The organism is Amycolatopsis sp. cg9 (assembly GCF_041346945.1).
Classification (GTDB): domain Bacteria; phylum Actinomycetota; class Actinomycetes; order Mycobacteriales; family Pseudonocardiaceae; genus Amycolatopsis.
Genome location: NZ_CP166850.1, coordinates 2,628,666 through 2,654,526 on the forward strand (window position 1 = coordinate 2,628,666; position 25,861 = coordinate 2,654,526).

The window sequence follows — 25,861 nt, forward strand, 5'->3', positions numbered from 1 at the left end:
TTCTGCGGGAACAGTATTCCGTGCCCCGAGTCAGCCCTGTGTACGGAACACGAGGGACGAATGACCCACCCGGATGACGTCGCCGTCGGCGAGCTGCCAGGTCTGGACCGGCGTGCCGTTCACGGTCGTGCCGTTGGTCGAACCGATGTCGGCGAGCGTCGCGCTCTGGCCGTCCCAGGTGATCTCCAGGTGCCGTCGCGACACCCCGGTGTCCGGGAGACGGAAGTCCGCGTCCTGGCCGCGGCCCACGACGTTCCCGCCCTGCTTCAGCGAGTACGTCCGGTTCGAGCCGTCGTCCAGCTGCAGGCTCGCCGCGAGCTGGCGCCCCGCCGCGGGCTGGCCGTAGCCGCCCTGCTGCTGCGCGTACGGGTCGCCGGCCGGCTGGCCGTACGCCTGCTGCTGGCCGTACTGGTCGTAGCCCGCCTGCTGCTGGCCGCCGTACTGGTCGTACCCGGCCTGCTGCTGACCGCCGTACTGGTCGTAGCCGCCCTGCTGGTAGCCGCCCTGGTCGTAGCCGCCGCCCTGCTGGGGCTGGGCGTAGCCACCCTGGTCGTAGCCACCCTGCTGGTAACCACCTTGGTCGTAGCCACCCTGCTGGGGCTGGGCGTAGCCACCCTGGTCGTAACCGCCCTGCTGGTAGCCGCCCTGGTCGTAGCCGCCGCCCTGCTGGGGCTGGGCGTAGCCGCCTTGGTCGTAACCACCCTGCTGCTGGCCGTAACCCTGGTCGTACCCGGGCTGCTGGCCACCCTGCTGTCCGTAGCCGTACTGGCCCTGCTGGCCGTACGGGTCACCCTGGTCGTATTGGCCGTAGCCGGGGGGCTGGCTCATTGCTGGGTCTCCTGCGTTGCTGGGTCGTGCCGACCGCGGTGAACCGGCGCCTGAGGGGCGGGCGTCGGGATCGACGGACGAACGGGTCTTGAACTGTCCAGTATGCAGCGCCTCGTTGCGCTCGAGTGATACGACGACGTCACCATAGGTGTCCAGGCCTTCGGCGGCGAGGTGTTCCGCCACCGCCTTGGCAAGCACCTGGGTGACCCGTTGCTCGTCACCGGCCATGCGCTCGTGGTCAGCCGTCCCCAAGGACACGATGTAGTGATTCGGGGCGAGCTGCCGACCGCCTGCCAGCTCACGAACGTTCTCCTCACTCTCCCGCTCCAGGGCGATCGCCACTTCCTGCGTGACGACGTTGCCACCGAACATGCGCGCGAAAGTGTTCCCCACCAGGTTCTCGAGTCGCCTGTCGAATCTCTCGGCGCGGCCCACCGGGGAAAACCTCCTCACGCTCGTGCTTCCGCATCGATCCTATCCGGGTGAGCGAGCCTCTACACGGCCCCCGGTGAAACCCGTTCAAACGACCTGCTAGTCTTCTCCTCGCTGTCAGAGAGAAGCACTCGGGCGAGTGGCGGAATGGCAGACGCGCACGGTTCAGGTCCGTGTGTCCGAAAGGACGTGAGGGTTCAACTCCCTCCTCGCCCACGCTGTTCAGGGCCCCGATCGCTAGCGCGATCGGGGCCCTTTCCCGTTGGCCTGGTCTTTCCCGGGGGCCGAGCCCCCGGACCCCCCACGGTGCGGTCGCTTGCGGTCGGTCGCGTTCCGCGTGGTGCGGTGGGGAATGTCACGGGGTTTCGGGGGTGTTCGCTCTGGGAGAAGTTACGCCGTGTGGGTGGCGATCAGGCGGGGCTGAGGGCGATCGACAGTCGCATCTGCAGAGCCGCGGCCACGCGTTCCAGGACTGGCAGGGTCGGGATCGTGCCGCCGGCTTCGAACCTCGCCATCGCCGACTGCGTCATCCCCGCCCGCTCGGCCAGTTCGGTTTGCGTCCAGCCGCGCTCCTCGCGGAGCATCCGAACCTCCGTGCCCAGTTCGAATGCGATCCGAGCTGCCTCGTACGCGTGGTGGGTGCGGTCGACGCCGAGTTCCGCGCGCAGGTCGCCCCCCGAGGTTCGTTCGGTCATGACTCCTCCTCATCCACGGTGTGCCGCTCGTCCCGGCAGCGGCGCATTGCTCGCCTGGCTCGTTCGACCTCGCCGGCTTCGCGCATCTTCGTCTTCCGCCACACCGTCATCAGGATGATCCGCCTTTCCGGCGCGATCGAGCAGCTGATTCGCGTGGCTTGCTCGTCGAGCCAGAAACGGAGTTGGCGGAGCTTCCCGTCCAGCTGCCTCGTGTACGGCTCGCCGAGCAGAGGTCCGCGTTCGGCCAGGAGGTCGATGTAGAAGGCGGCGTGGTTGACCGCCTTCTTGTCCAGGCCTCTAAGCCAGTCGCGAACCTCTGGCTCGAGCTCGATGGTACCCCAATCCATAGCAAGGATGCTATAGGCGAGTGTTACGCTGTGTCACTTTGGGTCTAGTTGTAATAACGGAAAGTGCCTAAGGCGTGTGGGTGGCTATCCAGTCTGCGATCACGTCGGCTCGGCTCGTCGTTTCGATGCCCGCGTGGGGGCAGCCGGGGCCGGTGGCCTCCAGGGCGACCAGTTTGCCGTCCGTGAAGTAGGGGGCTCCCGAGTCGTACGTGCACGCGCTCGTCGTGATCTCCGGGGCCGCGCCGCGGACGCCCAGCGTCGTCGGGTCGACCTTCGCCACCGCGACCGTGCCCTGCTGCAGGCGGATGGCCGGCTTGGGGTCGGTGCCCGTCAGGCTGCCCCAGCCGGCCAGGGTCAGCTGCTGGCCGACCTTCGGGAGCGTGCGGTTCACCGCCAGCGGGGTCACCGCGCTCACCGGGCTGTCCAAGCGGATCAGCGCGACGTCGTTCTCCTTCGCCTGGAGGACCTCGGTCGCCTTGCGGGCGACGCCCGACTCGGTGGCTTCGTCGACCAGGCCGAGCGTCACCGTCGTCGGGTACGGGACCTTGCCCGAGACGCGGTTGCGGTGGGCGTCGTGGAAGCAGTGCCCGGTCGTCAGCACCCAGCCGGGCGCGATCAGGGCGCCGGTGCAGTAGCTGGCGTACGTCGAGCCGTCCGGGCGCGGGATCTTCGTCATCGAGAGCTTCGCGACGAACCCGAACTGCCCCGGTGGGACGTCGGTGCCGTGGGCGACGGCCCAGGCCGTCGGTGCGGTGGTGATGGTCAGGACAGCGGCGGCGAGCAGGGCGCGCAGGCGCATTCTTCCCCTTCGTCGAGCGAGTGGTCGACGTTCGAGGCTATTGCCGCCGCCGCGTGCTGGGAATTCCCTGGCCGGGCGTCACCCGGGTGACGCCCGGCCAAGCGGTCAGCCGACGTGCGAAGCGATCCAGTCCGCGACGACGTCCACCCGGGACGTGGTTTCGAGCTGGTTGTGGGGGCAGTCCGGCCCGGTCGACTCGACCGACACCAGCTGCCCGCCGGTGCCGCTCGCGACGAAGTAGGGCGCGCCCGAGTCGTACACGCACGCGCTCGTGGTCGTCGTCGGCGCGACGCCCTGGACGCCGAGCGTCGAGGCGGCCACCTGGCCGACCTTCACCGTGCCCTGCTGCAGCTTCGTCGACGGCGTGGGGTTGGTGGCGGTGAGGCTGCCCCAGCCGGCGAGCGTCAGCAGCTGCCCGACCGACGGCGTGACGCGGTTGACCGTCAGCGGCGTGATGCCGGTGACGTCCGCGTCGAGGGTCGCGATCGCGATGTCGTTGGCGCTCGCCTGGTACACGGTGACGACGTTGCGCGTCACGCCCGGCGTGCTCTGGCTGACCGTGCCGAGCAGCACCGACGTCGGGTAGGGCACCGGCCCGGAGACGCGGTTGCGGTTGGCGTCGTGGAAGCAGTGGCCCGCGGTGATGATCCACTTCGCGGCGATCAGCGCGCCGGAACACGCGCTGTTGTACTTCGTCCCGTCGGGCTTCGGGATGTTCGTCATGGTCAGCTTCGCGGCGAACTTGAACGTCCCCGCGGGGACGTCGGAACCGTTCGCCACGGCCGAAGCCGGCCCCGCCGTGGCGAGGCCGGCGGCCAGCGTCAAAAGGACAGCAGAGAACACAGCGCGTACGCGCATCGGTGGATCCCCCTTGTCACGCACCGGCGGTCGAAGGCCGGTGATCACTTTCGAGGGTAGTGACGCCACACCGCGCGGAAATACGCCGTTCAGCCCAAGTGCGAAGCGATCCAGTCCGCCACGACGTCGACGCGCGCGGTGGTTTCGGCCTGGTCGTGCGGACAGTCCCGTCCGTCGCTTTCGATGGACACCAGGCGGCCGCCGTTCTTGCCCGTCGGCGCGAAGCCCTTCACGCCCACTTACTGCGGGTCGACGGTGGCGACCTTCATGGTGCCTTGCTGGAGCTTCGTGCCCGGCGTGGGATCGACGGCGGTGAGGCTGCCCCAGCGATGTCGTTGCTCGGCGACTGGTACACCGTCACGACGTTGCGGGTGACGCCCGGCTGGTCCACGGTGGTGGTGCCCAGCAGCACGGACGTCGGGTACGGCACCGGGCCGGAGACCGGGTTGCGGGCCGCGTCGTGGAAGCAGTGGCCGGCGGTGATGATCCACTTCTTGGCGATCAGGGAGCCCGAGCAGGCGCTGTCGTACTTGCTGCCGTCGGGCTTCGGAATGTCCGTCATGTGCGCATCGGATCCCGCCCCCCCCAGTGCGGGTCGGCGGTGGCGAGCTCATCCCGCCACCGCCGGACAACCTAGTTCACGCCGACCAGGTCGACGACGAAGATCAAGGTTTCGCCGGGCTTGATGACGCCGCCGGCGCCGCGGTCGCCGTAGGCCAGGTGCGGCGGGATGACCAGCTTGCGGCGGCCGCCGATCTTCATGCCCGCGACACCCTGGTCCCAGCCGGAGATGACCTGACCGGCGCCGAGGCCGAAGCGCAGCGGCTCACCGCGGTCCCACGAAGCGTCGAACTGCTCGCCCGACGAGTGCGAGACGCCGACGTAGTGCACCGTGACGGTCTTGCCCGCCGTGGCTTCGGCGCCGTCACCGACCGTGATGTCGGTGATCTCGAGGTCGGCCGGGGCAGGTCCGTCCGGGCGGTCGATTTGGGGCTTTTCCAAGGTCATGGGCCTTACCGTACCCACGCGTGAGGGGCTGCGCCGATCGGCCTACGCCCAAGGAGGGAAAAACGCGAAAACTCTTCACACTTGTCCTACTGCTCGGTAGCGTGCGCTTCGTCACTCTTCTGAGCTGAGGGGAGCCCGGTATGCGACGAGGCATCCGAGCCTTGACCTTCACGGCGTTGGGGGCCCTCGTGGCCGGGCTGACCCAAGTCGCCGTCACCGCGCCGGCCGCGCAGGCGGCCGTGTCGCCCGACGACTACTGCGGCGGGCAGTGCAGCGACATCCTGCCGCCCGGCGAGAACGGCAACGCCACCCTCGCGGACATCCTGGCGCACAAGCTGCTGGGTACCCGCCCGGCGCACGCCGCCGACCAGCTCGGGAAGTACTCGTCGCTGGCGAACGGGTACAAGACGCTGACCACGAGCGCGATCAACCAGTACTTCAACGACTCGTCGTTCGGCGTCGCAGCCGACCAGGTCGCGAGCACGACCAAGCCGCGCTCGGACGTGACGATCGTGCGGGACAAGGCCCTCGGCGTCCCGCACATCACCGGCACGACCCGCGCCGGCACCGAGTTCGGCGCCGGGTACGCCGCCGCGCAGGACCGGCTGTGGCTGATGGACGTCCTGCGCCACGCCGCGCGCGGGCAGGTCACCCCGTTCGCCGGCGGCGCGGAAGCCAACCGCGAGCTGGAGCAGCAGTTCTTCGCGAACGCGCCGTACACCGAGGCCGAGCTGCAGCAGCAGATCGACCGCGTCGCGAGCAGCGGCCCGCGCGGGGCGCAGGGGCTCGCCGACGCGCAGGCCTACGTCGACGGCATCAACAAGTACATCAACGACTCCTACAACGGCCGGTACTTCCCGGGCGAGTACGTGCTGACCGGGCACGTCGACTCGATCACCAACGCCGGGTCGATCGACCCGTTCAAGCTGCCCGACCTGGTCGCGCTCGCCTCGCTGGTCGGCGCCGAGTTCGGCGCGGGCGGCGGCGGCGAGGTGCAGAACGCCATCGCGAAGCTCGCGATGCAGGAGAAGTACGGCGTCGTCCAGGGCGAGAAGGTGTGGCAGAGCCTGCGCTCCGAGGACGACCCCGAAGCCGTCAAGACGCTGCACGACGGCCAGACCTTCCCGTACGGCAAGACGCCGGCCAACGCGGTCGGGCAGGCCCTGCCGGACAAGGGTTCGGTGACCGGGCAGCAGCTCGTGTTCGACAAGACCGGCTCGGCTTCGACCGCGACGCCGTCCACTGTGGACGTCGCCGCGCCCGCCGACCAGGAGCCCGCCCGCGGCATGTTCGAAGACGGCGTGCTGCCGGGCAACATGCTGAGCGAAAAGCACGGCATGTCCAACGCGCTGCTCGTCTCCGGCGCGAAGACCGCCAGCGGCCACCCGGTCGCCGTGTTCGGCCCGCAGACCGGTTACTTCGCCCCGCAGCTGCTGCTGTTGCAGGAACTGCAGGGCCCGGGCATCAGCTCGCGCGGCGCGGCCTTCGCCGGCCTGAGCATGTACACGCTCCTCGGGCGCGGCCAGGACTACTCGTGGAGCGCGACGACGTCCGCGCAGGACATCATCGACACCTACGCGCTGACGCTGTGCGACCCGAGCGGCAAGGCGCCGACGAAGGACTCGAACTACTACACCTGGCAAGGCCAGTGCATCCCGATGGAGACCGTCGAGGTCAAGAACGCGTGGAAGCCGACCGTGGCCGACGGGACCGCGGCGGGCTCGTACACCCTGCGCAGCTACCGGACGAAGTACGGGCCGGTGCAGAGCCGGGCGACGGTCGGCGGCAAGCCGGTGGCGTACGCGGCGCTGCGCTCGTCCTACTTCCACGAGGTCGATTCGCTGATCGGCTTCCAGGAGCTGAACGACCCGGGCTTCGTCAAGTCCGCGACGGACTTCCAGAAGGCCGCGGCCGACATCAACTACACGTTCAACTGGTTCTACGCCGACTCCAAGGACATCGCCTACTTCAACTCGGGCAGCAACCCGTCCCGGCAGTCCAATGTGGACCCGAACATGCCGGTGTGGGGCGACCAGGGCCACGACTGGAACGGCTGGAACCCGGCGGGCAACGTCGCGACCTACACGCCGGCGTCGCAGCACCCGCAGTCGGTCAACCAGGACTACTACGTCAGCTGGAACAACGCGCAGGCCAACGGTTACGCGGCGGCGGGCGCGGACAAGTCCGCCGTGCACCGCGTCGACCTGCTCGACTCGCGCGTGAAGAAGCTGATCTCCAGCGGTACCAAGGTCACCCGGGTCAACCTGACCCAGGCGATGGAGGAGGCCGCGCTGGCCGACCTGCGCGCCGAGCGCGTGCTGCCGCTGCTGCTGCAGGTGCTCGACAAGACGCCGACCACCGGCGCCGCGGCGGACGCCGAGGTGAAGCTCAAGACGTGGCTTTCCCACGGCCAGCTGCGTACCGAGACGTCGGCCGGCAGCAAGGCGTACGCGGACGCCGACGCGATCCGCATCTTCGACGCCTGGTGGCCGCTGCTCGTCCAGGCCGAGTTCAAGCCGGGCATGGGCGACGACGCCTACAACGCGATGACCGGCGTGCTGGGCATCAACGAAAGCCCGTCCGGCTGGCAGAACGGCAACGGCCAGCACACCGGCCAGCCCAACAAGGGTTCGTCGTTCCAGTTCGGCTGGTGGGGTTACGTCAGCAAGGACATCCGGCAGGTGCTCGGCCAGCCGGTGGCCGGCCCGCTCGGCCAGACGTTCTGCGGCGGCGGCAACGTCACGACGTGCCGCCAGGCGCTCGTCGACTCGCTGACCACCGCCGCCGGCCAGGCCGCGAACACCGTGTACCCCGGTGACGCGAGCTGCTCCGCGGGCGACCAGTGGTGCGCCGACACGATCGTCCACAACCCGCTGGGCGGCATCACGCAGGACAAGATCAGCTGGCAGAACCGCCCGACGTTCCAGCAGGTCGTCGAGTACGCCGCGCACCGCGGTGACAACATCGCCAACCTCGCGCCGGGGAAGACGGTCAGCGCCACCAGCGCCGAGACCGGCCTCTACAACTCGCCGGCGTCGAACGCGATCGACGGCAACGCCTCGACCCGCTGGGCCAGCGACTGGAGCGACGACCAGGCGATCACCGTCGACCTGGGCTCGGTCCAGCAGGTCAGCCGGGTACTGCTGAGCTGGGAGAAGGCGTACGGGAAGAGCTACAAGATCCAGCTCTCTTCGGACGCGGTGAACTGGACGGACGCGGCTTCGGTCACCGACGGCGACGGCGGGCAGGACAACGTCTCGTTCGCCGCGACCCAGGCCCGGTTCGTCAAGCTGCAGGGCGTCCAGCGCGGCACGAAGTACGGCTACTCGCTGTACGAGTTCGAGGTGTACGCGCACTGAGACCAGGCCGGGCCGTCCGCGGACGCGCGGGCGGCCCGGCCTACCCACCTCGGCGCCGGGTTACCGTGATCGCATGGACGACTGGACGCCCCGCACCAAGGCCATCGCGGCCGGCCGCCCGCACGGCCCCGGCGAACCCCTGAACACTCCGCTTGTCGCCACCAGCACCTACCAGGCCGGTGGCGATTTCGTGTACGCGCGCGGGGACGGCACGCCGACCTGGCTGGCCCTCGAAGAAGCCGTCGGCGCGCTGGAAGGCGGGTACGCGACGGCGTTCGCGTCCGGGGTCGCCACCCTCTCCGCCGTGCTGGACCTGCTGCCGGTCGGGTCGCGGGTCGTCGTGCCGACATTCAGCTACGCCGTGACGCGCGGGGTGCTGGCCCACGCGCAGAAGCTCGGCAAGCTCGCCGTCACCGAGCTCGAGCCGACCGACACCGGCGCCTGGGTGGCCGAGGCCGCGACCGCCGACCTGGTCTGGCTCGAGTCGCCGACCAACCCCACCCTCGACGTGATGGCGATCGAGACCATCGCCGCCGCCGCGCGCGGGCGGGTCGTCGTCGACAACACCTTCGCGACGCCGTTGCTGCAGCGGCCCCTCGAACTGGGCGCGGACGTCGTCGTGCACAGCGCGACCAAGGCCATCGGCGGGCACAGCGACCTGCTGCTCGGCATCACCGTGGCCAAGGACCCGGCGGTGGCCGAGGAGCTGAAGGGTGCGCGGACCCGCGTCGGGTCGACGCCGGGCGCGCTGGAGGCGTGGCTCGCCCTGCGCGGGCTGCGGACCATGCCGGTCCGGCTGGCCGAGCAGTCCCGCACCGCCGCGCTGCTCGCCGAGCGGCTGGCCGGGCACCCCGCCGTCCGGCGCGTGCGCTACCCGGGCTTCGGGATGATGGTCGCGTTCGACCTGGCCGACGCCGAGACGGCCGACGCCTTCTGCGCGGCCGTCCGGTTGATCCGGTCGGCGACCAGTCTCGGCGGCGTCGAAAGCCTGGTCGAACGGCGGGCGTGGCTGGCCGGCGAGGAGCGCGTGCCGCCCGGGCTCATCCGGTTCAGCGTCGGTTTGGAGGATCCCGAGGACCTTTGGCAGGACCTGCGCTTCGCCCTCCCGGAGTAACGCGGACGGGTGACGCCTCGATAGTCCGGCATCGCAGTCCTCGCCGTTGGGAGTCCACCGTGGGTAGAACGCTGAGCCGGGTCGCGGGCATCGCCGCCGCGGGTGCGCTGATCACCGCCGCCACCGCGCCGGCCGCACTGGCCCAGACGGACACCACCACGCCGGAGACGACCACGACGACGTCGTCCGAAACGACGACCACCACGGCGCCGAGCACGACCGGGACCACCACGACGACGGCACCGTCCACGTCGGAGACCACGGGCACCACCACGACACCGTCGGTGACCGGCCCGGTGCAGACCGACGCCCCCGGCACGGCCACCACGACGGTGCCGAGCGAGCCGCCGAAGGACGACTACCAGGACAACGTCGGCCACGGGTTCGTCGGCCTCGGCGGCGAAGGCGTCCTGGTCATCGCCTGCGCGGCCGGACGGCCGGGCGCGGTCGCGACGCAGTACCTGAGCGTCACCGGCGGCCCCGACCAGGACGAGGCCGACGGCCGCTACTGGAACTACTCCGTGCGCGTGGTCGACGCCCCGGCCGGCACCACGACCGCGAAGTTCAGCTGGACCTGCGACGGCGTCGAGGGCAACGGCCTGGTCGAGTTCGAGCAGGAGCAGCCGCCGGTCACCAGCACCAGCACTTCGTCGTCGAGCACCGTGCCGTCCAGCACCGCGCCGGTCACCACGGCGACGTCCGCCACGACTACGCCGACGTCGGCCGCGCCGGGCAACAGCGCCCCGAAGGCCCAGGTCAAGGTCGCGCCCAAGGGCGGGGTCGAGACGGGCTTCGGCGGCACGGCCTGGTGAGCGCCCGGCGGGCGGGTGCCGCACTCGCCCTCGTGCTGGCGCTCGCCGCCTGCAGCACCCCGGAGCAGCCGAAAGCCGCCGCCCCGGTGCCCCCGTCGGCGCCGGTGACGGTGCCGTTCAAGGGACTCCGGCCGACGTCGGTGAAGATCCCCAAGATCGGCGCGGAGTCCAGCCTGCTCGCGGTGGCGGTCAAGCCCGACGGCGCGATCTCCGTCCCGTCGGTGCACACGCCGATGCAGGCGGCCTGGTACAAGCTCTCGCCGGTGCCCGGGGACGTCGGCCCGGCGATCGTGCTCGGGCACGTCGACGGTGACAAGAAGCCCGGCATCTTCTACAAGCTCAAGGACCTCGTCCCGGGCGACGAAGTGGACGTCGACCGCAGCGACGGCAAGAAGCTGAAGTTCGTCGTCGACCGCGTCACGCAGGTCCCGAAGGACACGTTCCCGCGCGACGCCGTCTACGGCAACAGCGACAAGCCCGAGCTGCGGCTGATCACCTGCGGTGGCGCGTTCGACCACGCCGAACACTCCTACCGGGACAACATCGTCGTCTACGCGAACCTAGCCGACGCCTGAGCCGGGGTACGGGAACTCCGGCTGCAGCGTGGTTCCCGGGCAGACCCAGCGGCGCATGCCGGCGTCGCACACCGCGTAGCCCCAGTTGATCAGGTGGTCCTGCGTCTTCTCCGACATCCGGGCGAGCCGCGTCTTCGTCACGGCCAGCGCGCGGGTCCGCTCGACGGGCGCCGGCAGCGCGTCGGGCAGGTCGAAGTGCGAGATGTCGCTGTAGGTCGCCCAGTACGTCCCGGCGAAGAGCTTGTCCTGGTAGGACTTCAGCAGCGAGCCGGTGCGCAGCTCGCGGACCTGGTTGTCCATCACGGTCAGCACGCGGAACAACTGCATCGGCCAGTTGTGCCGCGGCTTTTCCTCGTGCTTCATCTTCTTGCCCGCGTCGCTGACCAGGACGGTCGCGCGCTGGTTCTCGATCGGGTCCAGGCCGAGGTTGTCGTACACGCCGGCGTCGCTGAGCACGATCCTGCGGTCGGGCTGGTGCGGATCCGGGATGACGACCGGCGAGAGCAGCGGCGGGAAGGCCGAGGACGCGGCGACCGCGGTCGCGAGGGGGATCTGCCCGTGCGGCCCGGCTTGGCGGAAGAACCACCACAGCGAACCGTCCTGCAGGCTGGTCGCGGTGAACACGAAGTTCGGTCCGCCCGGGTCGAGGTCCGCGAGGCGCCAGTCGCCGAAGAGGTGTTTCGCGTAGCGGCGCGCGAGTTCTTCGCCCGCGCTGCGCCACGGCATGGCCAGCGCTTTCAGCGTCACCGGGATGTCGAGGTTCGTGCGGGCCAGTTTCCGCAGCGGCTGCACGACTTCCTTGCCGAAGTTCTCCGCGACGCCGTCGTCGCCGAAGTACAGCTTGTGCCACGCGTGCGCCAGCACCCCGGCCGCGATCGACCCGCCGGAGACGCTGGAGACGGTCGTCAGCTTCGGCAGCCAGCCGAGTTCGTTGAGCCGCCAGAGCGCGCCGGCGTGGAAGAGCATCGCCCGGTAACCACCCCCGGAGAGCGCGAGCCCGACACCGTCCCGTTTCGCCGCGTCCACCCGGCCGAGTCTAGGGCCGCAGCAACGGCGCCAGCAGCGGGCGTTGCGGTGCTGGGACGTATTCGGCGTAGTTGTCGTACAACGCCTGTTTGGCCAGGTGCGCCGCACCGGCGCCGTCGGCGGACCGGATCGCGTCGAGCACCTCGGCGTGGTGCGCGAGCCAGGTGCGCATCAGCGACGTCCGGTTGCTGGCGTGCTCGAGCTTGTCCTCGATCAGTTCCAGCACGACCCCGCGGACGACTTCTTCGCTGACCACCAGCAGGGGGTTGCGCGAGATCCGCGCGATGACCTCGTGGAACGCGACGTCGGCGCGGCTGAACTCCGCGTACCCGCGCGAGACGCCTTCGCGCATGGACTCCAGCGCCGTGTCGAGGCCGGCCAGGTCGTCTTCCGTGCGCAGCTCGGCCGCGAGCAGGTGGGCCGAGCCGTCGAGGATCATCCGGAACTGCAGGAGTTCGGCGAGCCCGACGTGGTTCGCCCGCGCGAGCCGGTGCATCGAGCGGTGCAACGCGGCCGGGGACGCGGCCAGCACCTCGGGTCCGCGCGGGTCGCCGGGCCGCGAGCGGATCATCTCGGCGGCCTGCAGCACGCGCAGGGCTTCCCGGATCGTCGAGCGGCCGACGCCGAACTGCGTCATCAGCTCGCGCTCGCTCGGCAGCCGTTCGCCCGGCTTGAGCTCGCCGCTGATCACGGCCTGCTCGATCTGCTCGACGACCCGCTCGTACGCGCGGACCGGAGCCACCGGTTCGAACCGCATCCCTTGACCTCGACGTCCGTCGCGTGCAGGCTACTGGTCAGACCAGTGTACCGACCTGGAGGCCCGATGAAAGCCCGGATTCCCGTGCTGGCAGCGGCGCTGCTGCTCGTGGTGTCCGGCTGCTCGGCCGGCTCGTCCGCCAGCGTTTCCGCTGGTCCGGACACGCTTTCGGTCGGCTTCACGGCGGAACCGGCGAACTTCGACTTCACGCGCACGGACGGCGCCGCGATCCCGCAGGCGTTGCTCTACAACGTCTACGAAGGCCTGGTGAAGCTCGATTCACAGGGTCGCGTGGTGCCGTTGCTCGCGAAGTCGTGGACGATCAGCCCGGACCGGAAGACCTACGACTTCCAGCTGCGACCGGGCGTCAAGTTCAGCAACGGCGCGCCCTTCACCGCCGAGGACGTCAAGTTCTCGCTGCTGCGCGTGAAGACCGACTGGACGATCTCCATCAAGTCCACGATGGACGTCGTCGACCACGTCGACGTCGTGGCGCCGGACCACGCGCGGGTCGTGCTCTCGAAGCCGTCCAACGGCTGGCTGTTCAGCCTCACCAGCCGGCTCGGCGCGATGTTCAGCCCGACCGGGGTGGCCGATCTGGCGACCAAGCCGGTCGGCACCGGGCCGTACGTCGTGGCGGCGCGCAAGCGCGGCGACTCCGTGGTGCTGAAGGCGAATCCCGCGTACTGGGGCCGGAAACCGGCGTACTCGACGGTGGTCCTCAAGTACATCAAGGATCCGACCGCGCTGAACAACGCGTTGTCCAGCAACGGCATCGACGTCATCTCGGCGATCACCGCGCCCGACTCGATCCCGCAGTTCCAGGCCGACGACCGGTTCCAGGTCGTCCAGGGCACCTCGAACTCCGAAGTCACGCTCGCCATGAACAACGCGCGGGCGCCGCTGAACGACGTCCGCGTGCGCCAGGCACTGACGTACGCGATCGACCGCAAGGCGTTGCTGGACACGGCGTGGGCCGGGCGCGGCACGCTGATCGGCAGCATGGTCCCGCCGACCGACCCCTGGTACGAGGACCTTTCGAACGTCTACCCGTTCGACCCCGGCCGCGCCAAGGCGATGCTGACCGAAGCCGGCGCGACGAACCTGAACCTGCGGCTGCGGATCCCGAACCTGCCGTACGCGGTGTCGGCCGCGCAGGTCGTCCAGTCGCAGCTCGCCGACGTCGGCGTGCGGACCACGATCGAGCCGCTCGACTTCCCGGCGGTGTGGCTGAAGCAGGTGTTCACCGACCACGACTACGACCTGTCGATCATCCAGCACGTCGAGGCCCGCGACATCACGACGTTCGGGAAACCGAAGTACTACTGGGGTTACGACAGCAAGCGCGTCCAGCAGCTGCTCGCCGACGCCGACAGCGGCACGCCGGAGCAGCAGGTCGCGGACATGAAGCAGGTGGCGCGGCAGCTGAACACCGACGCCGCCGCGGACTGGCTCTTCCTGTTCCCCAACGTCATCGTGGCGAAGGCCAAGGTCGGCGGGTTCGTCCAGAACCAGGTGAGCGAGTCGTTCGACCTCACCGGACTGGCCCCGCGATGACCGCCAAGGTGCTGCGCAGGGTGGCGATCTTCGTGGTCAGCGTGCTGGTCGCGTCGATCGTGGTGTTCCTGTTCATGGCCGTGCTGCCGGGCGATCCGGCGCAGGTCGCGCTCGGCGTCAACGCGACACCGGAGCTGCTGGCCAAGACGCGCGCGGAGTTCGGCATCGACCGCCCGCTGGTCACGCAGTACTTCGACTGGATCGGTGGCGTGCTGCACGGCGACTTCGGCCGTTCCTACGTCACGCGCGACTCGATCGGCCCGCAGCTGCTCGACCGCCTCGGCGTCACGCTCTGGCTGGTCGGCGCGGGGATGCTGGTGGCGCTGGTGATCGCGATTCCCGCGGGCACGTTCGCCGCGGTGAAGCACCGGAAGGCGACCGGCGCCGGCGTTTCCGGGCTGTCGCAGATCGGCGTCGCGATCCCCGCGTTCCTGGCCGGGATCATCCTCGTGCAGATCTTCGCGGTGCAGCTGCGCTGGCTGCCGTCCGGCGGGTGGACGCCACCGGACCAGGACTTCGGCGAGTTCGTCCGCGGCCTGGTCCTCCCGGCGTTGTCGCTGGGGTTGGTGCAGGGCGCGGTGCTGACCCGGTACGTCCGGTCGGCCGTGCTCGACACGCTCGGCCAGGACTACCTGCGCACCGCGCGGTCCAAGGGCCTGCGGCCGGGACAAGCGCTGGTGCGCCACGGCTTGCGCAACGCGTCGGTCCCCGTGGTCACCGTGCTCGGCCTGCAGCTGGCGACGCTGCTGATCGGCGCGGTCGTCGTCGAGCGCGTGTTCGTGCTGCCGGGCCTGGGCTCGATGCTGCTGGACGCCGTCGCGTCCCGCGACCTGCTGACCGTGCAGGGGATCGTGCTGGTCCTGGTGGTCGGCGTGCTGCTGGTGAACTTCGTCGTCGACGTCCTCTACACCGTGCTCGATCCGCGATTGCGGGGTTCGTGATGCGCAATCTGGTGCTGGGCGGGGTGCTCGTCGGCTTGGTCGTGCTGGCCGCGGCGCTCTCGTTCGTCTGGACGCCGTTCGACCCGGTCAAGGTCGACGCGGCGAACCGGCTGCTCGGCTCGAGCGCGGCCCACTGGTTCGGCACCGACAAGTTCGGCCGCGACCTGCTGAGCCAGATCATGGTCGGCGCCCGCACGACGTTGTACGTCGGAGTCGTCGCGGTCGGCATCGCCGCCGTGATCGGCACGCCGCTGGGCATCCTCGCCGGGATGTCCCCGCGGTGGCTCGGCGAGTTCGTCATGCGGGTCAACGACCTCGTGCTCGCGTTCCCCGCGCTGCTGCTGGCGATCATGTTCGGCGCGGTGTTCGGGGCCGACACGCTGACCGCGATGGTCGCGATCGGCATCGCCACGATCCCGTCGTTCGCGCGGATCGCCAGGTCCGGGACACTGCAGGTGATGAGCACCGAGTTCGTGCTCGCCGCGCGGGCCGGCGGCCGGTCGCGGCCGAACATCGCCGTGCGGCACGTGCTGCCGAACATCTCCGGCCTGCTGATCGTCCAGTCTTCGGTGTCCTTCGCGATCGCCGTGCTCGCCGAAGCGGCGTTGTCGTTCCTGGGTTTCGGCACGCGGCCGCCGACGCCGTCGTGGGGCCGGATGCTGCAGGAGTCCCAAGAACTCCTGACCGTGCACCCGCGGCTGGCGCTGGTGCCGGGCATCGCGATCGCCGTCGCCGTGCTCGGCTTCAACCTCCTCGGCGACGGCCTGCGCGACCGCCTCGACCCCCGGTTGGCGGCCCGCGTATGACTCTTTCGGTGCGTGGCCTCAGCGTTTCTTCGCTGGTCCGTGACGTCTCGTTCGAGATCGGCGCGGGGGAGCGCGTCGGCCTGATCGGCGAGTCCGGGTCCGGGAAGTCGTTGACGGCGCTGTCGATCATGGGCCTGCTGCCGGAGGACCTCCGCGCGTCCGGCTCGATTTCCCTGGACGGCCGCGAACTGCTCGGAATGTCCGAAAAGGACTTTTCTCGCGTGCGCGGCGACGAGCTGGCCATGGTGTTCCAGGAGCCGATGACGGCGTTGAACCCGGCCATGCGCGTCGGCCGCCAGGTCACCGAGCCCGGCCGGATCCACGGCCGCCGCCACCGCGCCGAAGACCTGCTTTCCGCGGTGGGCCTGGCGGGGACGGCCCGCGCGTACCCGCACCAGCTCTCCGGCGGCCAACGGCAGCGGGTCGTACTGGCGATGGCGCTCGCCAACGAGCCGTCCCTGCTGATCTGCGACGAGCCGACGACCGCGCTCGACGTCACCGTGCAAGCCCAGATCCTCTCCCTGATCAAGACGGCACTTTCACGTGAAAGTGCGCTCCTGTTCATCACGCACGACCTCGCCGTGGTGGCGTCGGTGTGCGAGCGCGTGCTCGTGATGCTGGACGGCGAGATCGTCGAAGCGGGCTCGACGCGCGAAGTCCTGACGGCGCCGAAGCACGAGTACACCCGCAAGCTCCTGGCCGCTTCGGACCTGGAGGCCCGCCGATGAGCATCGTCGAAGTCCGCGACCTCGAACGCCGGTACGCCCGCCGGGACGTCCACGCGCTACGCGGCGTCAGCTTCGACGTCGAGGCGGGGCAGCGGTTCGGCATCGTCGGCGAGTCCGGCTCGGGCAAGTCGACGCTGGTCCGGCTGCTGGCCGCGCTCGACAAGCCGACCGCGGGCACGGTCTCGTTCCAGGGGCGACGTGTCGACAACCTGCCGGAGCGCCGGCTCGGTTTCCTGCGGTCGGAATTGCAGATCGTCTTCCAGGACCCGATGGGCTCGCTCGATCCCCGCATGCGCGTGCGCGACATCATTTCCGAACCGCTGGGCCGCCGCGAACCCGATCGCGTCGCCGAACTGCTCGCCGCCGTCGGCCTGCCCGTCGACGCGGCCCAGCGCTACCCGCACCAGTTCTCCGGCGGTCAGCGGCAGCGCATCTCCATCGCCCGCGCGCTGGCGCCCAACCCGAGCGTCCTGATCGCCGACGAGCCGGTCAGCGCGCTCGACGTCTCCGTGCGCGGCCAGATCCTCGACCTCCTGGCCGAGCTGGTCGAGCAGTTCGCGCTGACGCTGATCTTCGTGTCTCACGACCTCGGCGTCGTCCGGCACGTCTGCGACCGCGTCGCCGTGATGCGCCGCGGCGAGATCGTCGAGCTCGGCGCCGTCGAGGAGGTCTACGGGGCGCCACAGCACGAGTACACGCGGGAACTGCTGGCCGCCGCGCCGAACCTGCGCGCCGAGCTGGCCCGGCTGAGCGGAGGCGACGATGGCTGAGTACCCCGGCGGCCTGCCGGTCGGAGCGGGCTGGGTGTCCACTGTGGATGCCGAGGAAATCGTTTTCCCCTTCGACGGGAGCGTCATCGGCACCGCGCCGGTCGGCACTCCCGAGCTGGCTCGGCAGGCCGTCGACGAAGCTGTCGCCATCGCGCGTGAAGTGGCTTCACTGCCTTCGCGGGTCCGGCGTTCGCTGCTCAACGACGTCGCTTCGGCGGTGCGGGAGCGGCGCGAAGAGTTCGAGAACCTGCTCGTGCTGGAGACCGGCAAGCCACTGGTCGACTGCCGCGTCGAGGTCGCCCGCACGATCGTCACCTGGGAAGCCGCGGCCGAAGAGGTGTCGCGGCTGCACGGCGAGACCGTGCCGCTGGACCTCCTGCCCGCGGGCGACGGCCTGGTCGGGTTCTGGAAGCGCAAGCCGATCGGCGTGGTCGTCGGCATCGCGGGCTTCAACTACCCGCTGCTGCTGGCGTCGCACAAGATCGCGCCCGCGATCGCCGCGGGCTGCCCGGTGATCGTCAAGCCGGCGCCCCCGACGCCGCTGGCCACGCTGTGGCTGGTGCACCTGGTCCGGACGCTCGCGCCGGTGCCCGCCATGGTCCAGCTGGTCACCGGCGACGCGGCCGTCGGCGCGGCGCTGACGACCGACCGGCGGATCGGCGCGGTGTCCTTCACCGGCTCGGCCGCGGTCGGCCACCGGATCGCCCGCGACGCGGCGCCCACGAAGACGCTGCTGGAGCTGGGCTCGAACGCGGCCTTGGTCGTCGCCGGCGACGCCGACCTGGACGCGGCGGTGGACGCCGTGCTGCGCGGCGGGTTCTACGCGTCCGGCCAGGCGTGCATCTCGGTGCAGCGGGTCCTGGTCGTCGCGTCGGTCGCCGAGGAGTTCACCGAACGGCTGCTGGCGCGGCTCGACGAGGTCGTCGCCGGCGACCCGCGGGACGAGAAGACGCGGGTGTCCGCGCTGATCGACCCCGCTTCCACCGAGCGCGTCGCCGCGTGGATCGAGAAGTCCGGCGCCCGTCAGGTCGGCGGTGGCGTCGACGGGACGGTGCTGCGGCCGACCGTCCTGCTCGACGTCCCGGACGGCGTCGAAGCCTGGGACGAAGAGATCTTCGGCCCGGTCGTCTGCGTGCGCACGGTGTCCGATGTGGACGAAGCGTTCGCCGCGGTCAACGCGTCCCGCTACGGCCTCCACGCCAGCGTCTACAGCAAGTCCTTGAACACGGCGTTCCGCGCGCTCGACGAGCTGGAGGTCGGCGGCGTCGTCGTCAACGAGGTGCCCGGCTTCCGCTCGGACACCATGCCCTACGGCGGGGTGAAGGACTCGGGCATCGGCCGCGAAGGACCGCGGTTCGCCGTCGAAGAGCTGACCGTGACCAGGATGGCGGTGCTGCGCCCGTGAACTACTCGACGTTGTTCCGCTTGGACGGCCGCCGGGCCGTGGTGCTCGGCGCCGGCGGCATCGGCCGCGAAGCCGCCCGCGCGCTGGCCGCGCACGGCGCCGACGTGGTGTGCGCGGACCGCGACCTCGAAGCCGCGCGCGAGGCCGGCGTCGGCGAGGCGTACGAGCTCGACTTGCTCGCCCCCGGCGCCCTCGACCAGGCCGCGAGCGACCTCGGCCCGCTCGACGTCGTCGTGCTGACCGCCGCGACGAACGTCCGCAAGCGCCTGCTGGACTACACGCGCGAGGAGTTCGACCGCGTCATCGCGCTGAACCTCGGCGTGGCGTTCGAGGTCGTGCGCGTCTTCGGCGCCGACATGGTCGCGCGCGGGCGGGGGAGCATCATCGGCTTCTCGTCGATCCGCGGGACGACCGTCGAGCCCGGCCAGGGCCCGTACGCGGCCACGAAAGCGGGACTCGTCCAGCTGTTCCGGACGGCGGCGGCGGAGTTCGGCCCGGCCGGCGTGCGGGTCAACGCGATCGCGCCCGGCGTCGTCGAGACGCCGTTGACCGCGCAGATCAAGGCGAACCCGGAGTGGTACGACGCGTACGCGGCGAAGGGCGCGCTAGGGCGCTGGGCGCGTCCGGACGAGCTCGCCGGCGCGGTCGTGTACCTCGCCTCGGACGCTTCGTCGTTCGTCACCGGCTCCGTGCTCGCGGTGGACGGCGGCTGGACCGCCGTCGACGGCCGCTTCGAACCGCCTGCCTCGTAAGGAGCGCGCATGACCGAGTTGCCCGACCTGACCGCCGTCGAACTCGTCGCGCAATACCGCGCGAAGACGCTCTCGCCGGTCGAGGTGACCGAAGCGGTGTTGAACCGCATCGACGCGCGCGAGCCGGAGCTGCACGCGTTGTACGCGTACGACCCCTCAGGCGCTCTCGACGACGCGAAGGCGTCCGAAGCCCGATGGGCGTCCGACGAGCCGCTGGGTCCGATCGACGGCGTCCCGCTGACGCTCAAGGAGAACATCGCGACCCGCGGCACCCCGGTCCCGCTGGGCACGGCGGCGACCGCGCTGACCCCGGCCGTCGAAGACGCCCCGGCGGCCGCGCGGGTCCGCGAGTCCGGCGGCGTCCTGCTGGCCAAGACGACCATGCCGGACTACGGGATGCTGACGTCCGGGCTGTCGAGCTTCCACGAGACGGCCCGCAACCCGTGGCTGACCTCGGCGTCCCCGGGCGGCTCGAGCGCGGGTGCCGGCGCGGCGGCCGCGGCGGGCTACGGACCCCTGCACGTCGGCACGGATATCGGCGGCTCGATCCGGCTGCCCGCGGGCTGGTGCGGCCTGACCGGCCTGAAGCCGAGCTTCGGCCGCGTCCCGGTCGACCCGCCGTTCCTCGGGCGGGTGGCGGGCCCGATGACGCGGACGGTCGCGGACACGGCGTTGCTGATGAGCGTCCTGGCGGCGCCCGACGAGCGTGACCACCTGAGCCTGCCGCCGGCGGACCTGGACTGGTCACTCGAGGTCTCGTTGGCGGGGCTGCGCATCGGCCTGCACCTCGACCCCGGCGTCGGCCTCCCGGTCGACCCGGCCACCCGCGACGCCATCACCGCGGCGGCTCGTGCCTTCGAGGCCGCGGGCGCGGTGGTCGAGCCGGTCGGCCCGTTCCTGACCCGCGAAATGCTCGACGGCCTCGACGTCTTCTGGCGCACCCGCGCCTGGTCGGACCTGCAGGCCCTGCCGGAAGAGCGGCGCGCGAAGGTCCTCCCGTACATCGCGGACTGGGCCACCGGCGGCGCGGACGTGGCCGGCGTCGACGTCTACCGGGGCTTCGCCCAGATCGACGCGATCAGCGTCGCGGCGCTGCGCGCGACCGCGGCGTTCGACTTCGTGCTGTCCCCGGCCTGCCCGGTCGCGGCCCCGCCGGCGGAGTGGGCGTCCCCGACGAACGACCCGGCCCGCCCGTTCGAGCACATCGCGTTCACCGTCCCGTACAACATGTCCGGCCAGCCCGCGGTCTCGCTGAACTGCGGCTACACCGACGACGGCCGCCCGATCGGCCTCCAGATCGCGGGCCGCCGCTTCGACGACGTCGGCGTCCTGCGCGCCGCTGCCGCGTACGAAGGCCTTCGCGAGCCGCAGCGACCCTGGCCGATCGGGTAGGGAAGAAGATCCGGGCCCGCGGCGAAGTGGTGGTGAAGCTGTCGCCGAAGGGAAGGATCTCCATGACCGAGGCAGCCCCGGTGACCGGCGCCGACCAGTTCACCGAGGTGCACGACCGCCACTTCGCCGGGATCTACCGCTACGTCGCCGGTCGCCTCGGCGCCCAGGCCGCGGAAGACGTCGCGGCGGAGACGTTCCTCGTCGCCTACGACCGCCGGACGACGTTCGACCCCGCGCGCGGTGACCTGCGGGCCTGGCTGTTCGGCATCGCGACGAACCTCGTTTCACGCCACCGCCGCAAGGAGGCCCGCCACTACCGCGCCCTCACCCGGATCGAGCTGCCCCGGCCGGTCGAGGGCCACGAGAACCGCGTCGTCCTCAGCGGGCAACTGGCGAAAGCGCTGGCGCGGTTGACCACGGGCGAACGCGACGTCCTGCTGCTCGTGGCCCTCGCCGACCTCGGTTACGCCGAAGTCGCCGAAGCGCTCGGCATCTCTCCCGGCACGGTCGGCTCCCGGCTGACGCGTGCCCGCAAGAAGCTCGCCCCTGTTCTCGCCCCGGAGGCCTCCGATGGATGACCTGCAGACGCTGCGGGCCGCACTGCTGCCCGCCGAACCCGGCCAGGACGTCGTCGACCGCAGCCGCCACCGGCTGCGCAACCACGTGCTCGGCGGCCGCCGCAGGCGCGTCCGCCCGTTCGTGATCGGTGCCGGGCTCGCCGCCGCGACGGCCGCGGCCGCCGTCGTGGTCGCGACCCTGCCCGGCACCCCGGTCCCACCGCCGCCACCCCAGGCGGTGGCGCCGGTCGACACCCGCCCGGCGGTCCTGCTGGCCGCCGCCACGGTCGCCGAGCACGCCCAGGTCGGCACCGGCAAGTACTGGCACTCGACGACGAAGGTCGGCAAGGAGACCTGGGAGTACTGGACCACCACCGACGGACAGGAGTGGTACCGCGGCGAGAACACCCACGGCAAGGCGGTGCTCATGCCTCGCCCGCGGCCCATCCGGCTCAACGGCGACGACGACGTCACCCTCAGCCGGATCCTGACGCTCCCCGCCGACCCGGCGGCCCTGCGCGACTGGCTCGCGGAAGGGCTGACGCGGCACGGGATCCCCGCGAACCAGCGGGACACGGCGGTGCTCCAGTCCCTGATCGACCTGGTGTCGACCGTGCCATCGCCCCCGGCGGTGCGGGCGGCGGCATTCCGCGCGATCGCCGCGTACCCGGGCGTGCACGCGCTGGACAACCGGAGCGTCCACCTCCCCGGCGGCGGCCGCCTGGTCGTCGACCCGGCGACCGGCCAGGTCGACGGCTCATCGGTGTTCTTGGGCCCGGACGGCAAACCGGCCACGGACGCGAACGGTGCCACGTACGCGGTCAGTGCCGAGTGGACGGACGACCTGCCGAAGTGAGCCACCGGTGGCCGGGCGCACCACCCGGCCACCGGCGTGGCGGATCAAGGCTCGATGGTGTCCAACGTCGACAACCACTTGTCCAAGTGAGGGCATTGCGCGCGAAGGGGTTCGATGCCGAGGTCGGCGATCGCCAACGGACCGTCGTTCACCTTCGAGTAGGCCTCGCAGTAGGAGATCAGGCGCTTGGAAGGTGCTGTCGCCGGGTCGTCATTGACCAGCTCCGGACCACCCGCGTCTGTCGCGTCGGCTTTGAGCCGCTCGGTCAATCCGGGATCGGGCAGCAACCACCCCAATTGCTCGGCGGCCGCGAAGACCCAACGCGTAGAAATCGAACAAAGTGGTCAGAACGGCCAGGCCGGTGTCCTGGAGGAGGAGCCGGATCTCTCGTTCGAGCTTCGCCCAGCTGGTCACTCCACCGCGGTGGCTCGAACCAGACGCAGATCGCTTCGTGACGACGATCGACCACGTTTCGTACGACGATCTCTTCGCTCTGCCCCTCCACCAGGACGTGCATCCGCCGGTAGTGCGTCGTCATGCGCCGGCTGGCTCTTCCCGGCCGGGGCGTCCGCCGAGCAGGTTCTTCTCCCAAAGCTCACCCAGGGAATACTCGTCGAGCCACTCCTGCAGGGTGGCGAGATCGGGCCGCGTGAACTCGGAAGCGCCGGCCTTGCGTTCGACGACGATCAAGTCTTCGATCTCGAACTGGTTCATGAGTGTCACGGATTGCGTGGCGATCAGCACTTGGCTGCGTGCCGAGGCCTGCCGCAGCAGTCCCGCGAGCTGAACGATCGCGAACGGGTGCAGGCCGAGCTCGGGCTCGTCCAGCACGACCAGAGCAGGTAGCTCCGGCTGGAGCAGCAACGTCGCGAGGCAGACGAACCGGAGGGTGCCGTCCGACATCTGGTTGCCGGAGAAAACCGCGTCCGAATCTTGCTGCTGCCAGCGCAGCAGGATCCGGTCGTTGCTGTCGGGGCGCAGCACAAAATCTCGGAAGAAGGGCGCCACCAGTTGCCCGCGTCTTTGCGCAGTGTCAGGTTGTCGGCCGTCGGCACCAGCCGCTTCACCGGTGCGTCGGCACTGGTGTCGTGGAAGTGGAAGACCTCGCAGCCTTTGAGCAGCTGGATGACGTGCGCCGCGATCCGGCCCGGCCGGCGCTCGGCTTCTTCGACCAGCCGGGTCTCCCGGTGCCCGTGCCCGAGCACTTCCGTCGCCGGTGAGCAGGGCGGAAGCTCCGCCGTTGAGGCCGACGAAAAGGCCGAGTTCGCCATCGACGATCCTGCCGAGCAGTTCGAGCGCTTGGACGAAGTTGCTCTTTCCGGCGCCGTTGGCCCCGACGAGGATGTTGAGCTGACCGAGTGCAACGGTCGCCGATCGGATCGAGGTGAAACCCTCGATCCCGATCGACTTCAGCGGCTGCGTGGCCATGGCCTCACTCTACGGGCGACCACCGACATCCGCGTCAGCTCTTGACGGCCTCGGCCAGCGCCAGCACCCGCCGCGCGTTGTCGACGTGCAGGTTCTCGATCATCCGGCCGTCCACGGTGACCACCCCGCGGCCCGCGGCGCGCGCCTCCTCGTACGCCTCGATGATCCGCCGCGACCGGTCGATCTCCGCCTCGGACGGGGCGAAGATCCGGTTGCACGGCTCGACCTGCGCCGGGTGGATCAGCGTCTTCCCGTCGAACCCGTACTGCCGGCCCTGCTCGCACTCCGCTTCGAACCCCTCAAGGTCCTTCACGTCGTTGTAGACGCCGTCGAGGATCACCTTGCCGGTCGCGCGCGCGGCCAGCAGGCACAGCGAAAGCCCGCCCAGCAGCGGCCCGCGGCCCGGGACGAACTCCGCGTGCAGCTCCTTGGCCAGGTCGTTCGTGCCCAGCACCAGCACGGTCAGCCGGTCGGACGCCGCCGCGATGTCCGCCGCGTGCAGCATCGCGATCGGCGTCTCGAGCATCGCCCAGATCTTCGTGTGCTCGGGTGCGCCGCCGAGTTCCAGCGCGCGCTCGATGTTGTGCACCTCGGCCGCCGAATTCACCTTCGGCACGACCACCGCGGCCGGGCCGGCGGAGGCGGCCGCGCGCAGGTCGGCGTCGTGCCACTCGGTGTCCAGGCCGTTGACCCGGATCGTCACCTCGCGGGAGCCGTACGAACCGACCGCCGCGCACACGCGTTCGCGCGCGGCTTCCTTGGCGTCGGGGGCGACGGCGTCCTCGAGGTCGAGGATCAGCGCGTCGGCCGGGATGGTCTTGGCCTTCTCCAGCGCTCTCTCGTTCGCGCCGGGCATGTAGAGGACAGAGCGCCGAGGCGTGGTCATCCGAGGATCTCCTTGGTGGCCGCGTCGTACGCCGCGGCGAGTTCGGGGTCGTCCGCCGCGAGGGCGTCGGCCAGTTCGGCGACCACGCGGCACTGCTTCACCGACGCGTCGTCCTGCATCTTCCCGTCGATCATCACGGCGCCCGTGCCGTCGCCCATCTCCGCGATGACGCGCCGCGCCCAGGCCACATCGGACGGCGAAGGCGAGAACACCTTCTTCGCGATGGCGATCTGCACCGGGTGCAGGCTCCACGCGCCGACGCAGCCGAGCAGGAACGCGTTGCGGAACTGGTCCTCGCACGCGACGACGTCGCGGATGTCCCCGAACGGCCCGTAGTACGGCAGGATCCCGTGCATCGCGCAGGCGTCGACCATCCGCGCCACCGTGTAGTGCCAGAGGTCCTGCTGGTAGGTCGTCCGGCCCGCGGTCAGGTCCTCGCCGGTCGGGTCGGTCCGCACCAGGTAGCCCGGGTGGCCGCCGCCGACGCGGGTCGTCTTCATCCGGCGGCTCGCGGCCAGGTCGGCCGGGCCGAGGGAGATGCCCTGCATGCGCGGGCTCGCGCCGGCGATCTCCTCCACATTGGCCACGCCGCTCGCCGTTTCGAGGATCGCGTGCACCAGCAACGGCTTCGTCAGGCCGGCCCGCGCTTCGAGCTGGGCCAGCAGCCGGTCGACGTAGTGGATGTCCGGCGCGCCCTCGACCTTCGGCACCATGATCACGTCGAGCTTGTCGCCGATCTCGGTGACCAGGGTGACCAGGTCGTCGAGCACCCACGGCGAGTCGAGGCTGTTGACCCGCGTCCACAGCTGCGTCTTCCCGAAGTCGTTGGCCTTCGCGATCGAGACGAGCCCGGCGCGCGCGGCCTCCTTGCGGTCGGCGCGGACGGCGTCCTCGAGGTTCCCGAGCAGGACGTCGACCTTCTTGGCGATGTCCGGCACCTTCGCGGCCATCTTCTCGTTGCCCGGGTCGAAGAAGTGGATCATCCGGGACGGCGTCACCGGGATCTCGCGCACCGGGGCGGGCGCGCCCAGGGCGAGCGGGGCGAAGAAGTCCTTCGGGGAGCGCATCGGTCCTCCACGGCGACGACTAAGTGACTGATCGGTAACTTTAGTCGCGGGCGCCCGTCACCGCTGCGGCGTAGCTCACCGCCGGCCGGGTGACGGCGGACAACCG

28 protein-coding genes and 1 tRNA gene are annotated in these 25,861 nt (G+C 70.6%); 15 read left to right on the plus strand and 14 right to left on the minus strand.

Annotation, left to right across the window (positions count from 1 at the left end; all coding sequences use genetic code 11):
• Positions 1-30: 30 nt before the first annotated feature.
• Positions 31-1,263: a DUF3662 and FHA domain-containing protein gene (locus AB5J73_RS12335; protein ID WP_370969833.1), complete on the minus strand. Its 1,233-nt coding sequence runs from the start codon at positions 1,261-1,263 to the stop codon at positions 31-33.
• A 130-nt stretch (positions 1,264-1,393) separates the two neighbouring features.
• Between AB5J73_RS12335 and AB5J73_RS12340 the strand changes: the two genes are divergently transcribed.
• A tRNA-Leu gene (locus tag AB5J73_RS12340) sits at positions 1,394-1,476 on the plus strand.
• Positions 1,477-1,670: 194 nt separating this feature from the next.
• On the opposite strand, the gene AB5J73_RS12345 is transcribed toward AB5J73_RS12340, so the two are convergent.
• From AB5J73_RS12345 to AB5J73_RS12375, 7 genes are all read right to left on the minus strand, one after another.
• Positions 1,671-1,955, minus strand: coding sequence for a helix-turn-helix domain-containing protein (locus tag AB5J73_RS12345; protein WP_370969834.1), 285 nt, complete (start codon positions 1,953-1,955; stop codon positions 1,671-1,673).
• Positions 1,952-2,302: a type II toxin-antitoxin system RelE/ParE family toxin gene (locus tag AB5J73_RS12350; protein WP_370969835.1), complete on the minus strand. Its 351-nt coding sequence runs from the start codon at positions 2,300-2,302 to the stop codon at positions 1,952-1,954. The genes AB5J73_RS12345 and AB5J73_RS12350 overlap by 4 nt, the downstream gene beginning before the upstream one ends.
• Positions 2,303-2,369: 67 nt before the next feature.
• Complete coding sequence (locus tag AB5J73_RS12355) at positions 2,370-3,101, minus strand: trypsin-like serine protease (protein WP_370969837.1); 732 nt, start codon at positions 3,099-3,101, stop codon at positions 2,370-2,372.
• 105 nt (positions 3,102-3,206) lie between these two features.
• Complete coding sequence (locus tag AB5J73_RS12360) at positions 3,207-3,959, minus strand: trypsin-like serine protease (protein WP_370969838.1); 753 nt, start codon at positions 3,957-3,959, stop codon at positions 3,207-3,209.
• An 89-nt stretch (positions 3,960-4,048) separates the two neighbouring features.
• Positions 4,049-4,192: a hypothetical protein gene (locus AB5J73_RS12365; RefSeq protein ID WP_370969839.1), complete on the minus strand. Its 144-nt coding sequence runs from the start codon at positions 4,190-4,192 to the stop codon at positions 4,049-4,051.
• 32 nt (positions 4,193-4,224) lie between these two features.
• Positions 4,225-4,521 carry a trypsin-like serine protease gene (locus AB5J73_RS12370; RefSeq protein ID WP_370969840.1) on the minus strand — a complete coding sequence of 99 codons (297 nt, stop codon included), beginning with the start codon at positions 4,519-4,521 and terminating at the stop codon, positions 4,225-4,227.
• A 71-nt stretch (positions 4,522-4,592) separates the two neighbouring features.
• Positions 4,593-4,967: an FKBP-type peptidyl-prolyl cis-trans isomerase gene (locus AB5J73_RS12375; RefSeq protein ID WP_370969841.1), complete on the minus strand. Its 375-nt coding sequence runs from the start codon at positions 4,965-4,967 to the stop codon at positions 4,593-4,595.
• 140 nt (positions 4,968-5,107) lie between these two features.
• Here AB5J73_RS12375 and AB5J73_RS12380 point away from each other — a divergent pair, with 140 nt between their 5' ends.
• From AB5J73_RS12380 to AB5J73_RS12395, 4 genes are all read left to right on the plus strand, one after another.
• A complete protein-coding gene (locus AB5J73_RS12380) occupies positions 5,108-8,326 on the plus strand; it encodes a penicillin acylase family protein (RefSeq protein ID WP_370969842.1) in 3,219 nt (1,072 codons plus the stop codon).
• Between the two features lie 73 nt (positions 8,327-8,399).
• The gene (locus AB5J73_RS12385; protein WP_370969843.1) at positions 8,400-9,440 is read left to right on the plus strand and encodes a PLP-dependent aspartate aminotransferase family protein; all 1,041 of its coding nucleotides are present in this window, start codon (positions 8,400-8,402) and stop codon (positions 9,438-9,440) included.
• Positions 9,441-9,499: 59 nt separating this feature from the next.
• The gene (locus tag AB5J73_RS12390; protein WP_370969844.1) at positions 9,500-10,252 is read left to right on the plus strand and encodes a hypothetical protein; all 753 of its coding nucleotides are present in this window, start codon (positions 9,500-9,502) and stop codon (positions 10,250-10,252) included.
• Complete coding sequence (locus tag AB5J73_RS12395; protein ID WP_370969845.1) at positions 10,249-10,827, plus strand: class F sortase; 579 nt, start codon at positions 10,249-10,251, stop codon at positions 10,825-10,827. The genes AB5J73_RS12390 and AB5J73_RS12395 overlap by 4 nt, the downstream gene beginning before the upstream one ends.
• Here the strand turns inward: AB5J73_RS12395 and AB5J73_RS12400 are convergent.
• A complete protein-coding gene (locus AB5J73_RS12400) occupies positions 10,813-11,853 on the minus strand; it encodes a patatin-like phospholipase family protein (protein WP_370969846.1) in 1,041 nt (346 codons plus the stop codon). The two genes, AB5J73_RS12395 and AB5J73_RS12400, sit on opposite strands and share 15 nt — an antisense overlap.
• A gap of 10 nt (positions 11,854-11,863) precedes the next feature.
• Positions 11,864-12,610, minus strand: a complete 747-nt coding sequence (locus tag AB5J73_RS12405; protein ID WP_370969847.1) for a FadR/GntR family transcriptional regulator — start codon at positions 12,608-12,610, stop codon at positions 11,864-11,866.
• Positions 12,611-12,676: 66 nt separating this feature from the next.
• On the opposite strand from AB5J73_RS12405, the gene AB5J73_RS12410 reads away from it, so the two are divergent.
• The 10 genes from AB5J73_RS12410 (at position 12,677) to AB5J73_RS12455 (ending at position 22,374) form a co-directional block, all read left to right on the plus strand.
• Positions 12,677-14,167, plus strand: coding sequence for an ABC transporter substrate-binding protein (locus AB5J73_RS12410; RefSeq protein ID WP_370969848.1), 1,491 nt, complete (start codon positions 12,677-12,679; stop codon positions 14,165-14,167).
• A complete protein-coding gene (locus AB5J73_RS12415) occupies positions 14,164-15,108 on the plus strand; it encodes an ABC transporter permease (protein WP_370969850.1) in 945 nt (314 codons plus the stop codon). Before AB5J73_RS12410 ends, AB5J73_RS12415 begins: the two co-directional genes overlap by 4 nt.
• A complete protein-coding gene (locus AB5J73_RS12420) occupies positions 15,108-15,914 on the plus strand; it encodes an ABC transporter permease (protein WP_370969851.1) in 807 nt (268 codons plus the stop codon). The genes AB5J73_RS12415 and AB5J73_RS12420 overlap by 1 nt, the downstream gene beginning before the upstream one ends.
• Positions 15,911-16,642 carry an ABC transporter ATP-binding protein gene (locus tag AB5J73_RS12425; RefSeq protein WP_370969852.1) on the plus strand — a complete coding sequence of 244 codons (732 nt, stop codon included), beginning with the start codon at positions 15,911-15,913 and terminating at the stop codon, positions 16,640-16,642. Before AB5J73_RS12420 ends, AB5J73_RS12425 begins: the two co-directional genes overlap by 4 nt.
• Entirely contained in the window at positions 16,639-17,412 is a 774-nt protein-coding gene (locus AB5J73_RS12430; protein ID WP_370969853.1) for an ABC transporter ATP-binding protein, read from the plus strand. Before AB5J73_RS12425 ends, AB5J73_RS12430 begins: the two co-directional genes overlap by 4 nt.
• Positions 17,405-18,817, plus strand: coding sequence for an aldehyde dehydrogenase family protein (locus tag AB5J73_RS12435; protein WP_370969854.1), 1,413 nt, complete (start codon positions 17,405-17,407; stop codon positions 18,815-18,817). Before AB5J73_RS12430 ends, AB5J73_RS12435 begins: the two co-directional genes overlap by 8 nt.
• A complete protein-coding gene (locus AB5J73_RS12440; protein ID WP_370969855.1) occupies positions 18,814-19,569 on the plus strand; it encodes an SDR family NAD(P)-dependent oxidoreductase in 756 nt (251 codons plus the stop codon). Before AB5J73_RS12435 ends, AB5J73_RS12440 begins: the two co-directional genes overlap by 4 nt.
• 9 nt (positions 19,570-19,578) lie before the next feature.
• On the plus strand, positions 19,579-20,961 hold the full coding sequence (locus tag AB5J73_RS12445; protein ID WP_370969856.1) for an amidase: 1,383 nt from the start codon (positions 19,579-19,581) through the stop codon (positions 20,959-20,961).
• 62 nt (positions 20,962-21,023) lie between these two features.
• Positions 21,024-21,539, plus strand: coding sequence for an RNA polymerase sigma factor (locus AB5J73_RS12450; RefSeq protein WP_370969857.1), 516 nt, complete (start codon positions 21,024-21,026; stop codon positions 21,537-21,539).
• Positions 21,532-22,374, plus strand: a complete 843-nt coding sequence (locus AB5J73_RS12455; RefSeq protein ID WP_370969858.1) for a CU044_5270 family protein — start codon at positions 21,532-21,534, stop codon at positions 22,372-22,374. Before AB5J73_RS12450 ends, AB5J73_RS12455 begins: the two co-directional genes overlap by 8 nt.
• 44 nt (positions 22,375-22,418) lie before the next feature.
• Here the strand turns inward: AB5J73_RS12455 and AB5J73_RS12460 are convergent, their stop codons facing one another.
• The 4 genes from AB5J73_RS12460 to AB5J73_RS12475 form a co-directional block, all read right to left on the minus strand.
• On the minus strand, positions 22,419-22,643 hold the full coding sequence (locus AB5J73_RS12460) for a DUF4276 family protein (protein ID WP_370969860.1): 225 nt from the start codon (positions 22,641-22,643) through the stop codon (positions 22,419-22,421).
• A gap of 265 nt (positions 22,644-22,908) precedes the next feature.
• Positions 22,909-23,802 carry an AAA family ATPase gene (locus AB5J73_RS12465; protein ID WP_370969861.1) on the minus strand — a complete coding sequence of 298 codons (894 nt, stop codon included), beginning with the start codon at positions 23,800-23,802 and terminating at the stop codon, positions 22,909-22,911.
• Positions 23,803-23,836: 34 nt separating this feature from the next.
• On the minus strand, positions 23,837-24,688 hold the full coding sequence (locus tag AB5J73_RS12470; RefSeq protein WP_370969862.1) for a CoA ester lyase: 852 nt from the start codon (positions 24,686-24,688) through the stop codon (positions 23,837-23,839).
• Entirely contained in the window at positions 24,685-25,755 is a 1,071-nt protein-coding gene (locus AB5J73_RS12475; RefSeq protein WP_370969863.1) for a CoA ester lyase, read from the minus strand. The genes AB5J73_RS12470 and AB5J73_RS12475 overlap by 4 nt, the downstream gene beginning before the upstream one ends.
• Positions 25,756-25,861: the final 106 nt, after the last annotated feature.

Excerpts from the sequence above, each read along its gene's own strand:
- AB5J73_RS12455 (WP_370969858.1), top strand. The coding sequence starts at position 21,532 with ATGGATGACCTGCAGACGCTGCGGGCCGCACTGCTGCCCGCCGAACCC.
- AB5J73_RS12355 (WP_370969837.1), bottom strand. The coding sequence starts at position 3,101 with ATGCGCCTGCGCGCCCTGCTCGCCGCCGCTGTCCTGACCATCACCACC.
- AB5J73_RS12415 (WP_370969850.1), top strand. The coding sequence starts at position 14,164 with ATGACCGCCAAGGTGCTGCGCAGGGTGGCGATCTTCGTGGTCAGCGTG.
- AB5J73_RS12405 (WP_370969847.1), bottom strand. The coding sequence starts at position 12,610 with ATGCGGTTCGAACCGGTGGCTCCGGTCCGCGCGTACGAGCGGGTCGTC.
- AB5J73_RS12345 (WP_370969834.1), bottom strand. The coding sequence starts at position 1,955 with ATGACCGAACGAACCTCGGGGGGCGACCTGCGCGCGGAACTCGGCGTC.
- AB5J73_RS12360 (WP_370969838.1), bottom strand. The coding sequence starts at position 3,959 with ATGCGCGTACGCGCTGTGTTCTCTGCTGTCCTTTTGACGCTGGCCGCC.
- AB5J73_RS12375 (WP_370969841.1), bottom strand. The coding sequence starts at position 4,967 with ATGACCTTGGAAAAGCCCCAAATCGACCGCCCGGACGGACCTGCCCCG.
- AB5J73_RS12465 (WP_370969861.1), bottom strand. The coding sequence starts at position 23,802 with ATGGCCACGCAGCCGCTGAAGTCGATCGGGATCGAGGGTTTCACCTCG.
- AB5J73_RS12370 (WP_370969840.1), bottom strand. The coding sequence starts at position 4,521 with ATGACGGACATTCCGAAGCCCGACGGCAGCAAGTACGACAGCGCCTGC.
- AB5J73_RS12475 (WP_370969863.1), bottom strand. The coding sequence starts at position 25,755 with ATGCGCTCCCCGAAGGACTTCTTCGCCCCGCTCGCCCTGGGCGCGCCC.
- AB5J73_RS12450 (WP_370969857.1), top strand. The coding sequence starts at position 21,024 with ATGACCGAGGCAGCCCCGGTGACCGGCGCCGACCAGTTCACCGAGGTG.
- AB5J73_RS12435 (WP_370969854.1), top strand. The coding sequence starts at position 17,405 with ATGGCTGAGTACCCCGGCGGCCTGCCGGTCGGAGCGGGCTGGGTGTCC.
- AB5J73_RS12445 (WP_370969856.1), top strand. The coding sequence starts at position 19,579 with ATGACCGAGTTGCCCGACCTGACCGCCGTCGAACTCGTCGCGCAATAC.
- AB5J73_RS12425 (WP_370969852.1), top strand. The coding sequence starts at position 15,911 with ATGACTCTTTCGGTGCGTGGCCTCAGCGTTTCTTCGCTGGTCCGTGAC.
- AB5J73_RS12380 (WP_370969842.1), top strand. The coding sequence starts at position 5,108 with ATGCGACGAGGCATCCGAGCCTTGACCTTCACGGCGTTGGGGGCCCTC.
- AB5J73_RS12470 (WP_370969862.1), bottom strand. The coding sequence starts at position 24,688 with ATGACCACGCCTCGGCGCTCTGTCCTCTACATGCCCGGCGCGAACGAG.
- AB5J73_RS12420 (WP_370969851.1), top strand. The coding sequence starts at position 15,108 with ATGCGCAATCTGGTGCTGGGCGGGGTGCTCGTCGGCTTGGTCGTGCTG.
- AB5J73_RS12410 (WP_370969848.1), top strand. The coding sequence starts at position 12,677 with ATGAAAGCCCGGATTCCCGTGCTGGCAGCGGCGCTGCTGCTCGTGGTG.
- AB5J73_RS12385 (WP_370969843.1), top strand. The coding sequence starts at position 8,400 with ATGGACGACTGGACGCCCCGCACCAAGGCCATCGCGGCCGGCCGCCCG.
- AB5J73_RS12430 (WP_370969853.1), top strand. The coding sequence starts at position 16,639 with ATGAGCATCGTCGAAGTCCGCGACCTCGAACGCCGGTACGCCCGCCGG.
- AB5J73_RS12350 (WP_370969835.1), bottom strand. The coding sequence starts at position 2,302 with ATGGATTGGGGTACCATCGAGCTCGAGCCAGAGGTTCGCGACTGGCTT.